General features: G+C 42.1%; 14 protein-coding genes. All 14 read left to right on the top strand.

Annotated features, from left to right (window positions below):
• Nucleotides 1-43 precede the first annotated feature (43 nt).
• Nucleotides 44-1,069, top strand: a complete 1,026-nt coding sequence (locus tag NYR53_RS29415; protein ID WP_261302601.1) for an HD-GYP domain-containing protein — start codon at nt 44-46, stop codon at nt 1,067-1,069.
• Nucleotides 1,070-1,115: 46 nt separating this feature from the next.
• Nucleotides 1,116-1,454: a response regulator transcription factor gene (locus NYR53_RS29410; protein ID WP_261302600.1), complete on the top strand. Its 339-nt coding sequence runs from the start codon at nt 1,116-1,118 to the stop codon at nt 1,452-1,454.
• Between the two features lie 208 nt (nt 1,455-1,662).
• The gene (locus NYR53_RS29405) at nt 1,663-2,424 is read left to right on the top strand and encodes a YveK family protein (protein ID WP_261302599.1); all 762 of its coding nucleotides are present in this window, start codon (nt 1,663-1,665) and stop codon (nt 2,422-2,424) included.
• Nucleotides 2,405-3,070, top strand: coding sequence for a CpsD/CapB family tyrosine-protein kinase (locus NYR53_RS29400; protein WP_261302598.1), 666 nt, complete (start codon nt 2,405-2,407; stop codon nt 3,068-3,070). The genes NYR53_RS29405 and NYR53_RS29400 overlap by 20 nt, the downstream gene beginning before the upstream one ends.
• 46 nt (nt 3,071-3,116) lie before the next feature.
• On the top strand, nt 3,117-4,400 hold the full coding sequence (locus tag NYR53_RS29395; protein ID WP_261302597.1) for an efflux RND transporter periplasmic adaptor subunit: 1,284 nt from the start codon (nt 3,117-3,119) through the stop codon (nt 4,398-4,400).
• A gap of 21 nt (nt 4,401-4,421) precedes the next feature.
• Nucleotides 4,422-6,143: a hypothetical protein gene (locus NYR53_RS29390; RefSeq protein WP_261302596.1), complete on the top strand. Its 1,722-nt coding sequence runs from the start codon at nt 4,422-4,424 to the stop codon at nt 6,141-6,143.
• Between the two features lie 11 nt (nt 6,144-6,154).
• Entirely contained in the window at nt 6,155-6,355 is a 201-nt protein-coding gene (locus NYR53_RS29385; RefSeq protein ID WP_261302595.1) for a hypothetical protein, read from the top strand.
• Nucleotides 6,356-6,357: 2 nt separating this feature from the next.
• Entirely contained in the window at nt 6,358-7,140 is a 783-nt protein-coding gene (locus NYR53_RS29380; RefSeq protein ID WP_261302594.1) for a hypothetical protein, read from the top strand.
• Nucleotides 7,140-7,409 carry a PqqD family protein gene (locus NYR53_RS29375; RefSeq protein WP_261302593.1) on the top strand — a complete coding sequence of 90 codons (270 nt, stop codon included), beginning with the start codon at nt 7,140-7,142 and terminating at the stop codon, nt 7,407-7,409. The genes NYR53_RS29380 and NYR53_RS29375 overlap by 1 nt, the downstream gene beginning before the upstream one ends.
• On the top strand, nt 7,396-7,845 hold the full coding sequence (locus NYR53_RS29370) for a signal peptidase I (RefSeq protein WP_261302592.1): 450 nt from the start codon (nt 7,396-7,398) through the stop codon (nt 7,843-7,845). The genes NYR53_RS29375 and NYR53_RS29370 overlap by 14 nt, the downstream gene beginning before the upstream one ends.
• 29 nt (nt 7,846-7,874) lie before the next feature.
• Complete coding sequence (locus NYR53_RS29365) at nt 7,875-9,665, top strand: ABC transporter ATP-binding protein (protein ID WP_261302591.1); 1,791 nt, start codon at nt 7,875-7,877, stop codon at nt 9,663-9,665.
• A complete protein-coding gene (locus NYR53_RS29360; RefSeq protein WP_261302590.1) occupies nt 9,634-10,653 on the top strand; it encodes a nucleotidyltransferase family protein in 1,020 nt (339 codons plus the stop codon). Before NYR53_RS29365 ends, NYR53_RS29360 begins: the two co-directional genes overlap by 32 nt.
• A 196-nt stretch (nt 10,654-10,849) precedes the next feature.
• On the top strand, nt 10,850-12,790 hold the full coding sequence (locus NYR53_RS29355) for an asparagine synthase-related protein (RefSeq protein ID WP_261302589.1): 1,941 nt from the start codon (nt 10,850-10,852) through the stop codon (nt 12,788-12,790).
• 15 nt (nt 12,791-12,805) lie between these two features.
• Nucleotides 12,806-12,940 (top strand): paeninodin family lasso peptide, encoded by a 135-nt coding sequence (locus NYR53_RS29350; protein WP_261302588.1) that lies wholly within the window; start codon nt 12,806-12,808, stop codon nt 12,938-12,940.
• Nucleotides 12,941-12,959: the final 19 nt, after the last annotated feature.

Below are 12,959 nucleotides of genomic sequence, written 5' to 3'. Positions count from 1 at the left end.
AATTGAAATTGGTTATATTTTGAAATAATTGGAGCGAGCTTTATTGAGAGAACTATTGGGTAAGATGTTGAAATACGATGTGACAACAAGCCATGGACTTGTTTTAGTACCAAGTCAATCGGTTCTCAATCAAGAGCATTTAGATTTGTTTCGGCAGCATCGCATTGATTTTATGGGTATCATAACGACAACCATGCATGAGCATAGGCTTGATTCTGTATCCCCACCAGATTCTTCCGAACTCCTTGTCCAAAAAGCTTCTCAATATGCCAAGGACTTATTCGAGCGAATTCAATCGCAGAAGAAGATTCCGCTGCTGGAAATCAAGAATGAGTTGATTCCTATCGTTTTGCAGGCTGCTGAGAACCCTGATTTATTTCAATTATTTCAGGCTGTCAAAGCGAAAGATGAGTACACGCATCAGCACAATATTGGTGTAGGCATACTCTCAACGTTGATTGGCAAATGGCTAAATTGGGCTGACAATGAAGTGGCGTTATTATCGCTGGCAGCTACGATGCATGATGTGGGTAAGATCAAGATTTCGCAAGAGATTCTGTTGAAGCCGGGAAAATTAACCACCGAAGAATACGATGAAATAAAGCGACACACGATTTTAGGCTATAACATGCTTAAAGAAACGGTTGGGATTAACTACAGAGTGGCTCTAGTTGCCTTACAACATCATGAACGGGCTGATGGCACTGGATACCCCTTGCAATTAAAGGATAGCCAGTTGGATCGAATGAGCCGAATTGTTGCTGTTGCCGATGTCTTTCACGCGATGTCCTCGAAGCGGCCTTATCACGAAATGATGCCCTTTTACGAGGTAGTAAGTCGGATGAGAAAAGGGTTTTTCGGAGAATTGGATCCCAACATTGTCTCTGTATTTCTTACCAATCTGATTAATAATTTGATCGGCAGGACCGTGAAGCTAACCGATGGCCGCTCTGGCGAGGTCGTTTATATTAATCCAACGGATGATACGAACCCGCTAGTAAAGATTGAGGAGACATTTCTAGACCTAAGTCGAGAAAGACATATCCATATAAGTGAAGTTGTTATATGAGAGATCGTTTGGCAATCCATTAGACATATATAAAGGAAGTTATCGGATGACAAATAGGTTGATTACGGTACATGAAAGTTACGTAAATGTGGAGCTAAGCAAGGAACCGGAGCTGGTTTTTCATCAGTTTTTTGCGAATTACGGCCTTACGCAGCGTGAATCGGAAATTCTGTCTTTACTTGTTACCCATGGATACACCAACCGTGAGATTGCTGAAAGTTGTTACATCAGTGAGAAAACTGTGAAAATACACCTGGCGAATATTATGAGCAAAATTGGTATAGGCTCGATGCGAAAGCTGCTCGCGATGCTCCTGCAGCAGGCTCTAACCCTTTCAAGCCGAACGAATGAATCAAGTAGAATAACGACAATAGGGATGAGTTAAAGCCCCAAGAGAAGACTCCTGAATCAGGAATTCTTCTCTTTTTTTATGAGTACTTTATCTGATACAATTTGGAACCTAAACAGCAAATATTGTATTGACATGATACAAAAAGTATCTTAAAGTAGTACTATAATCATGATACAAATAGTATCAAAGGATGCGTTGTTTTCTACCAAATGCAAAAGTAGACGTCCTACGGAGGGGAATCATGGAGATCAATTTTAAAGAATATTTACTGATTATAAAGAAGCGCTTGTGGCTCATCGTATTAGTCGTACTGGTGACAACGATTCTAACAGCTATGTATACCTCATCTAATTATCAGCCTATTTACCAAGCTTCGACCAAGTTGATCGTGAACAAGACGGTTGAACAGGACCAACTAGGTAGAGAACAGATCGATTATGGAGCAATCGGCGTTAATATTGCGCTCATGAATACCTACAAAGAAATCATCAGAACCCCAGCTATTATGGATAAAGTTGTTCAACGTTACCCCGATTTAAATTTGTCCTCCGATCAACTCATCTCCATCGTAAATGTATCAAATTTAAATGAAACGCAAGTCATGACGATCGGTGCAAGATACTTCTCCCATGAAAGGGCAGTGAAAATCGCGAATGCCGTTTCGGATGTCTTCCAAACTGAAATCCCCAAGATTATGAAAGTGGATAATGTAACCATTTTAAATAGAGCAAAAGTACAGGACAATCCCGCACCCATCAACCAAAAATCAAATCAATATCTCATTTTGAGCTTTGTAGCCTCTTTAGCTGTAATGATCGGTCTTACCTTCCTGCTAGATGCATTAGACGACACGTTAAAAACAGATGAAGACATTCGTCAGGTATTTGAAGTATCGACATTAGGGTACATACCAAAAGTGAAAAACAAAGCATTGCGAACCAAGCAAAAAAATAAATCTAGAAAAAAAGCAGGGGAACCGTCATATGCCAAAACCATCCAATAATTCGACGATTATGATGCAAATTCATCCGGATTCCTCCACCTCAGAAGCTTATCGTTCTTTAAGATTTAATATCGAATGCTCCGTCTTCGGACGAGAGGCGAAGACGATTACGATCACTTCATCTGGCCGAGGCGAAGGGAAAACGACGACAGCCATTAATTTGGCAGTGGCATATGCACAGATCGGAAAGAAAGTGATTCTGCTCGATGCGGATCTGCGCAATCCTGCTATCCACCTTGCATTTGGTGAAGATAATGGGATTGGATTGACGAATTATTTGGTTAATCAGAACGCATTGGAAGGGATCATTCGGGAAACAGTCATTGAAAATCTGTCTATTTTGACCTCAGGACCTGTACAACAGAATCCGTCCGGTTTATTGGCATCGAAATCTATGGATAACCTCTTGGCCGAATTAAGAGCGAAATACGACATGGTGATCGTGGATACAGCCTCGGTCTTAACGCTAACCGACGCCAAAATAATGGCAACTAAGTGCGATGGGGTGCTTCTCATTGTGGAATATGGCAAGGTGAAGCGCGGCGCAGCCAAGAAGGTGAAAGAGGAACTTATGCTAGCGAAAGCCAAGCTGATTGGGGTGGTTATGAACGAAATAAAAGACCATCATGCGGAAACTTATCTGTAATCTTTGTCTGTGAAAAATTGTAGTAAGGGGAGCGAGTTTATAGCTAATGAGACAAAAAAGACGAAAGCCGCATCGGCGAGTCGTGAGAACCGCCTGCATCTTGACGCTGAGCATTGGAATTCTGGCTGGATGCTCAGATACAGCCCCGTTAAATCCGGATGCTAATTCCTTATCTCAGGAACAGGCATTAAAAAATGTGAAAGTATTTAAGGTCATCAATCAAAAAATTGGAGATCCGCTTGAGCGAGCGGCTGAAGTTCAATCCTCCGTTCAATTCGACGTGGTAGCTAAGATGGCTGGGGACGTTGATCAAATCTTGAAAAAGCGCGGAGATATGGTGCAAGAAGGAGACGTAATCGTCAAACTGAAGTCAAGTGAGATTACAGCCCAGCGAGAAGCAGCCGATACTGCTGTCAAAACGGCTCAGGAAGCCATAGAAAAGGCAAAAATTAGAGCAAAAAAAGAAATGGAAAGCCAGAAGCTGGAGATGAGTAACAACATTCAAAAAATGGAGTTAGGCATGACGAGCTTGCTGCGGAATTACAATAAAATGAAGAACGACTATGATGTCGGTCTGGTTACGAAAGCCCAGCTGTATCAGATGGAAAATCAAATGATGAATGCCCGCATGGATCTGGATCAGCTCAAGCATAAACTTAGCATTTTGGAACCGATTGATGCTACTTCCGAATTGGAAGATCAGCTCAAAAATGCTCGAGTAACCTTGCAACAGGTAGATCAATCCATGAAAAATCTTGAAGTAAAAGCCCCTGTGAGCGGCCTGTTATCGGAGATGCCGTTAGAGGGCTGGATGAGCTTGCAGCCGGGTGCTATGATCGGTGTCATTCAGAGACTGGATCCGATTAAAATTAAAGCACAGCTATCGGAAGAAGAAACGAGACACTTAGGTGGCAAGACAGAGCTGTCCTACTATATAGCAGGAACAAAGACGATGTATAAAGGGAAAATTAGTTATCTTTCCAAAGTGATCGACCCACAAACGAAAGCTTATGAAATCAACCTGGAAGTGCCTAACAAAGATTTGACGTTGAAGCCTGGTATGAAGCTAAGGATTCAAATGACAGAGGAGAAGGATCAAATCGTTCCCACAGTGCCAACGTATAGTATCGTTAAAGAGGGTGATGATGCCTTCGTATTCGTACTATCGGGCGATATTGTCGAGAAGCGCAGCGTACAGCTTGGCAGGCTAAATGAACCTAATCAAGAAGTGCTTTCTGGTGTCAAAGAAGGGGATTTGGTCGTTAAATCCAATCCTAATCAATTAAGAGACAAAGAAAAAGTCCAAATGACGGCTATTGAAGAGCAATAATGAAAAATGGAGTGACTTGAATTGAAAATAAATTGGAAACATACGATGGTCATGTTCATCTTATCCGTCTCTCTCGTGATTCCATCTGCGTCCTTTCATGCATTGGCAGATGAGAAATATACGCAGTCATCGAGTGCAACTAGCTATCAACTTACCGATGCGATCAAGGTGGAAGTTAAAAGCATTTTAAATGAATCAACCTCAGAAGGAACTAGAATTGCCGCCGTTGTCCGCATATATAACAATGGAGATCGCTTGACGGGGGTCCCGGAATATGAGGTTCGTGTCAAGACACAAGAAGGCTTGGAGTATATCATGCGTCCTAGTCAAGCTAATGTCAAAAATATTCAACCCAAAGAAACGGCTGAGCTTAGTTATATGAATATAGTTGATCGGTATGACGCTTTTTCATTGACCGAACTTTCGTTTTTGGATGTGGATGAATTCGTCTATCCCAAAGAAGAAAAGAGAATCATATCTATTCCCGTATCCGCCATAGAATGGAAAGGGGAGAAGGCCGTCCTATCTGATCCCGCTATGATGAAGAAATGGGAAGATACGTTTACGATTCCAGTGTTATCAAGCACGGTAGAATATAAACCGGTAAGCCTTAATGAACAAAATACACCAGATGGCCCCATGACGATTGTAGGTTTGCTTGCTACAAATAAGGGGGATAAGAAAACAGCAATACCCGATTTTCGAATAAACGGCGTATCGGAGAAGAAAGTGTATAGCGGCAAACGGCTGGAACAGGATAAGCTGTTACTTGAACCGGGTGAGCAGCAATACGTCCACTATGCCATTCCAGTTAGGGATCGGATGGAGCTGAAAAGCTTATCCATCCTGACGCCCGAAGACTTTGCGGTTGATGACAAAACGCACAACAATTATTTAATAGGCAGATTGACGATTACTTTGCCGGGAGCTGCCAGTAATCTGAGCTACTTGAATACTTTATTAGAGTATGAATGGAATAAGCCGATTAAGTTTGATCCGTTATATAAGTTGATTCGACCTGAAGTAGATGTATCCATGGTGGATCTGCAATTGCATGAAAGCGCTGGTGGGGGCTTCAAAGCCGCAGTTGCTAAGTTCAAGCTGCTTAACCATAGCGAAAATCCATTGCAGGTTCCTCATTTCCAGGCGGAGCTGTCGAGCAAAAGTGGTAATAAATACTTAGGCACCAGACAAAGTACACTGGTTGAAACGCTTATTCCGAATATAAGCTACGTCATTTACTATTCTTTTATCATTCCAAACGCGGAAACTGGTGAGCAGTTGGCCATGCAGATTTTGGATACGAAGAGTGTGGAGCCCTACAACATCCCGCTTGCTGCATTCAAAACAAAGGTTATGGAAGAGACAAGCGATAAGTCCCTTGCCTTCTACCCTTTTCAAGTTACTTTGAACGATTGGTCGACAGGGGCCAATTACAATATGGGATCGGGAAGTTTACCCTACTCGTATAAGCTGAATTTGGATTTCAATATCAAGCTTCAGGATGAAGTCGTCGTCGATCAAAGCTTCTCCAAGATGAGGCTCGAATTGGCTGATGCCAAAAACAGAATTATGGTGTCGAAGGTTCTTTCGTTTACTGGTGAGAACAAGTTGGTTAGCGGAACTCAGACCATCAATTTTGATTTGGATCGATTTGAAACTACGGTATATCTTCGTATGTACGAGATCATTGATACACCTTTCGGAGAAGCAAGACGGTTAATCCAAACATGGAAACGATAGGAGAGCGAACGATGGAAAACGAAGCAAAGATGGAACAAAAAATATACACGCGCCCCATGGTGTTAAGTCAACAACCGGTTCGTTTTGAGACCGCTCAAAGTTGGAATAAAGGTCATGGCAACCTGAATCATCCGGGAACAGGAAATGGCGGCATTAATTATCCTAACCCTCCCTACACCGGACCGCATAACGGCAAAGGAAAAGGGAAGTAAGAATGGAACTCTTTTATACACAAATTGGTGAGCAAGTCATTCATGTGATATGCCAATCGAAAGTATTCATGTGCTTCATGCATCAGAACTTCCCAGCTGTGTATACAACGCCAAGTAAACCTGATCTCACGATTTACCTCAAAGAAGGATATGGGATCCCTTTTACGGATTATAATGTCGTGATTACCAAAGAAGCGGATAGCATCTCCTTCCGCCGGGCTGATTATTTAATTGAAGCCGAACCGGATTATCATTACGCTGTCATTTCAGTGACGAATGAATTAGCGTTAAAGCATGCCTTAATGAGTTTGTACAGTTCCTACGTGGTTCATCACAAATGGGGACTGCTCATTCATTCCTCCTGCGTCATGGACAAGGGAAAAGCGTATTTGTTTGCAGGCCATTCGGGTGCTGGTAAATCAACGGCTGCTAAATTATCGGTGCCCCGTGACCTTCTATCCGATGAGGCATCGATTGTCAAAATCACACCGGATAAGGTGACCATTTTTAACTCTCCTTTTCGAAGTGAGCTTAACCGAACAGGTGCTGAAGAGACTAGTCCCTTAGCAGGTATTTATTTATTGAATCAGGCGGTCGATAATCAAATCGTTCCGCTTAGCAAGTCGAATGGATTACTCAATCTTATGGATAAAGTTTTTTATTGGTCACACAGCCCCGAGGAAACTGGGGGAATTCTTCAATTGCTGCAGCAGTTGGTCAATTCGGTCTCGATCAACGAGCTGCATTTTCAAAAAAACGATACATTTTGGGAGTTGATATCATAATGACCCAATATCTCCGGATGAATGATTATGAGGCTATCCAGCTTGATATGGAATGGATTATTTTGAACACGGATGAGTATACCTTAACGAAGCTAAATGGCGTGGGCGGATTCTGCTGGTCATTGCTTGGTGAAGCTCAGACGGTTATCTCGATCAGCGAAGCAGTGCGGAAGGAGTACGAATCCGCCAGCGATACGGTCGAAGAAGATGTTGAAGCGTTCCTAAATGATATGATTAGGCGCGGCTTGGTTCAGCATGCCGTTTCATAAAGAATTCGTTCAAATGGTTTCTCATGTCATGGAGAAGAGAGGATGGATTGAGCTTCCAGCCGAGGGAACGAGTATGTATCCTTTCATCAAAAAGGGGGATATTTGCCGGTTTGTTTTAGCAGAGGCTGGAAACCTGAGGAAAGGTGATATTATCCTATTTCGTACGTCACACGGCAGCTTAGTCGCCCATCGTTTTTGCCGAACATTAACTAGGAACTTGCAACTGCATTTCCTCTGTAAGGGAGACACCAACCTAGCACATGATGAAGTGATTCGTATGGATCAGATGATTGGTAAAATGAGCTGGATAGAGCGCAATGGACGGATTATTAAGGTAACAGATCCTGCTTATTATGTTTGGGGCCAACTCATCCTCACTTTCCCTTTGATATCGTTACTTTTAAGAGTTTATCTCAATCGAAGAAAAATCATGTAAACTTTGAATTGCATGGAGTGTCGCCCCGTATGATTGGTAGGTTGGCCGTGAAAGATATTCGCAGAACGTATACCGTTTTGAAGCCCTATATCCTTGAGCATCGTACAGCGTACATGGGACTCTTCCTCCTGTTATTCGTAGATATTGCTCTAACCTTAGCCTTCTCATGGTTCTTTGGTCATATTACCGATGCGGCTATCCATAGCCAATTTAACCGAATGAAATGGCTAGTACCCCTAGGCACTTCACTGGTTATAATTAGCATTGCATCGACCTATCTAAATACCCTGTGGGAGGCCATTGCTACGAATGCGGTCAAAAGGGACTTCTCTGCACATGTATTCAAACATATCTTGCAATTACCTGGAAAACAAATAAGTGGCATACATTCTGGGGATCTACTGTCGCACTTCACCAACGATATTCACAACCTTGATGGTGTCATTGGCAGCAGCCTTATTAATCTAATCAAATTACCTTTCATCTATATTGCTGTATTTATTTATCTGACCCAAATCAATTGGAAATTAGCATTGGTATGCGTATTCGTTGCGCCGGTTGCGATGGTCTCTGGTGTTATATTCGGAATTATGCTCCGAGATAATAACCGGAGGATACAAGATCGGGTCGTACAAATCAATACGCTGCTTAATGAAACGTTCCATGGATTTTTCGTCATTCGTTCGTTTCTAATGGAAAGATCGGTATTTACCAAATATGTAAGTAAAAATCAAAAACTGTACAACTTAGAGCTGAGCAACGCCAGATTGCGCGGTTGGTTCTATGTAGGAAGCCAAGCAGCAGCTTCCTTCACTTTTCTAATTAGCCTATGTTTAGGTTCATACTATGTCTCGGGCGGTGTCATTACCGTTGGTGCTTTGCTAACGTTCGTTAACTTGGTAAACCATTTGGTATATCCACTGACAGAGCTGGCTGGACATTGGGCAGGGTTGCAGAAATCGGCATCAGCTATGGATAGAATTTTTAAGATTTTGGACATAGAAACGGAATCAGACAGCTTACCAGCCGAAAGCCCTTCTATGCCTATATTAACATCGATTCATTTCAAGGATATTACGTTCAGTTACGATGGACAAAAGAACCTATTTGAGCATTTTAATTTGCAAATTCCGGTCGGGAAAGTCGTTGCTATTGTCGGCTTGAGTGGGGCAGGGAAGACAACGTTATTTCATTTGCTTCAGGGATTTTATAAACCACAGTCAGGCAGCATCTACATGAATGATCGTTCAACCGCAACCCTTTCCGTTTCCGAGCATAGGAGCTTCTTCGCACATGTTTCTCAAGAAACCGTTCTATTTAGCGGTTCGATAAGGGAGAATTTGTTGTTGGCGCGACAGGACATTACGGATGTCCAGATGATGCAAGCTGCAACGACTGCGGGTATTCATTCCTTTATCACATCTCTTCCACGTGGTTATGATACCGAGATAGGGGAAAGAGGGTCTAAACTGTCCGGCGGACAACGACAACGATTGGCCATTGCGCGAGCCTTATTAAAGAATGCACCCGTTCTTTTACTGGATGAAGGAACATCAGCCTTGGATAGTGAAACGGAATATCTAGTGCAAGAGGCCATGCAGAGACTACGGGGTAATCGTACGACGCTAGTTATTGCTCATCGACTATCAACGATTCGAGATGCTGATCTTATCATTGTCATGGATGAAGGGAAGATCGTGCAAATGGGACACCATGAAGAAATCATCAGGCAGGATGGGCTATACCGTCGATTAAATCGCATGCAATCGCAGAAAGGAGATCCGAGATTTGATTATTCCTTTGATACAAGCGTTGTATGATCCGCGAACTCCCCTACCTCATGATTTACTGTTTTATGAGAAGGCACTCCAGGATATTGAATATTTTACGCTGTCGTCACAAATTTATTATTTATTCAATCAGCAAAGCAGATGGGGGCAAGTGCCGCTTTTTTTCCAAGAAAGATTAAAACAGAAATATGACGAAACCCTATATCTCAATTTGTTCATCAAAAATCAAACGAACCAACTGCTTCTGAAATTTGAAGAGCTGGGCATCCCAGTGATCCCGCTTAAAGGTGTATATTTTGCTGAAAAATACTTCGGTCATTTAGGAGCCAGGGGCACTACCGATATTGATTTGTTACTGCAGAAGCATGATTTGGAGAAAGCTATTGCGTGTGTGAAGCAGCTTGGTTACACCATAGAGCAGGAGCGGACTCCATCACATTTCCATTGGAGTTTCTCTAAGTTATTGCCGCACAGTTCCATTCCGCTAACCGTAGAGCTTCATTGGGATTTACTCATCGAAAAAACATCAAATTTAAATATGAGCGAATTTTGGGAACAGGCATCTCCATTGTCATCGTTCCGGTTTGTTAAGGAGTTATCTGATTATCATACGTTCTATATGATTTGTTTGCATGGCTGGAGTCATTATATGGATTCTCCGAAGTATTTTATAGACATTATTCAAATGATTCATGTGCGCCATGAGCATATTAACTATTCCCATCTATTAAGTGGTGCTGCTACTCACCAAACCTTAAGAAGAATGATCCGAACATTAGTCAATGTCTATCACCATTTTCCCCATTTGACTCACATCAAAGAGCTTCCCATTCACCGAAAAATCAGCTTATACGTGGAGTATAGAGCAATCAGAAGCCGAAATTTCAAACCATTTTTAAATAAAATTTATAACAAGTTTTTCAATTTTGATTCGTTAGGGCATACTTGGGCAGCGTTCGTTAATTTCACGTATAGCGTAGGAATTATGAGGTTCTCGCATAAGATAAAAAGGATGTAGGAAGTTGTTGACAGTCATGACAGAAGATGATATTCTGAAATTGTTCTCGATAAAGAACGGAATCGAAGTGAATAAATGAAATGCTTACATCATCATGTAAGCAAATAGAAGCATATTAATGAATAACGACGTTCTTTAACGAGAACATCGCAAGGGCGAGATTCCCTTTTACCAGTTAGCAAAGTGGAGGAAAAGAATGAGTGCAATAGCCGGAATCTTTCACCTAGATCAAGAGCCTGTGTATGCTGAACATGGCCAACTATTGATGGAAGGATTTGCAAAGTATCCTTCAGACGATGTTCAGATATGGCTGCAAGGGAAAGTTTTCCTGGGTTGTCATGCACAGTGGATTACGCCCGAATCGGTCGGTGAACGAAATCCTTACTATGAATCTGAAAGCCAACTGGCCATAACAGCTGATGCGATCATCGATAATCGTGAGGAATTATTTCAACTATTGCAAGTGGAGAATAGTCGGAGAAATGAAATGCCTGACAGCGAGCTGATATTGCTTGCTTATATGAAATGGGGAGTAGACTCGCCGAAATATTTAGTGGGTGACTTCGCCTTCATGATTTGGGATGAAAGAAACCAGCGGCTTTTCGGTGCAAGAGATTTTTCTGGAAGCAGAACGCTGTACTTTTTCCGGAGTCGCGAGCGATTTGCCTTCTCCACGATCATCGAACCACTGCTGTTGTTGCCCTATGTGAAGAGGGAGCTGAATGAACAATGGCTCGCTGAATACTTGGCTATATCTTCAGTGGTTGATGCGGTAGATGCTTCATTAACGCCTAATAAACATATTGAACAAGTACCTCCATCGCATAGTATTTCCGTAGTTGGAGATCAAATAACGCTGACCAGATATTGTACTTTAATTCCTGGAAAGCCATTAAAACTAAGTTCAAATGAAGAGTATGTAGAAGCGTTTCAAGAGGTCTTTCAAAAGGCTGTAACAGCGCGATTGCGTACTTACCGTGGCGTGGGGGCTCACTTGAGCGGTGGACTAGATTCAGGTGCAGTAGTTAGCTTTGCGGCAAAGGCATTACGTGCTGGAAAGAAACAACTGCATACATTCAGTTATATTCCTCCAAGTGATTTTGAAGATTATACGCCTAGACACTTAATGCCAGATGAAAGACCTTTTATTCAATCGACTGTACAGCACGTAGGTGGTATCAAAGACCATTACTTAGCTTTCGAAGGGGCAAACTCCTTTTCTGAGATAGACGATTTCCTGGAAATGATGGAGATGCCGTATAAGTACTTTGAAAACTCCTTTTGGCTCAAAGGTATGTTTGAGAAAGCCCAGGCGGAAGGAATTGGAGTTCTGTTAAGCGGTGCGAGAGGGAACTTGACCATATCTTGGGGTTCTGCCCTAGATCATTACGCGATCCTTTTGAAAAAAATGAAGTGGATTCACCTCATCCAAGAATTGCACCATTATAGCAATACCATGGGAGGACCCAGGCTGCGCAGGCTTCCTGTTGTGGCAAGAGTAGCATTTCCCTTTATTGATCGACTTTTTTCTTCAGATAAACCATATACGTTTCCAAAAATAATTAATGAAGAATTTGCCCAAAGGACTAATGTTTTCAAAAGACTAAGCGATTATGGCATCGATCAAACAGGATGGTTCTCGTCATCGAATTTATTTGAACTAAGAAGAAGGCATTTTGCAGATGTGTTTCATTGGAATGCTACGAACACGCTGACAACCAAATTGTCCCTGCGTTATTCCTTATGGCAGCGCGACCCAACTAACGATTTGCGTGTCGTCCGTTTTTGCTTATCTGTGCCTGAAGAACAATATGTTCAAAATGGTGTGGACCGAGCTCTTATCAGAAGGTCTACAGAGAAAATATTGCCTGATAAAGTGAGGTTAAATCAACATTATCGGGGGGTGCAAGGAGCGGACTGGCTGCATCGTGTGATTCCGTATTGGGATACATTTGTAGACGAGCTGAGGAAGCTTAGTACAGATCAAACCATTCTAAAGTTTTTGGATGGCAAAGTGATCCAAGCCGCGCTCTTAAAGGCTGAGGCTGGAGCCAAGCCAGAAGACGCTACGGATCCCGATTATAAGGTTTTAATGCGCAGTTTAATTTTATATCGATATATGAAAAAATTTGCTTGAAAGGAGGTGAAATATATGAAAAAAGAATGGTTGAAACCTGAGCTTGAAGTATTGGATGTTAATCAAACAATGCTTGATCCGAAAAATGGTAACCACCTTGATCATGCTTATCCGACAGGTACTCCTAAAGACCAATTAACATGGAGCTAAGATTGATTTAGATTCAAAG

Origin of the sequence: Paenibacillus andongensis (assembly GCF_025369935.1) — a bacterium.
Taxonomy (GTDB): domain Bacteria; phylum Bacillota; class Bacilli; order Paenibacillales; family NBRC-103111; genus Paenibacillus_E; species Paenibacillus_E andongensis.
The sequence above is the reverse complement of the archived record's forward strand: the minus strand, read 5'-3'. Positions and strand labels throughout refer to the sequence as shown.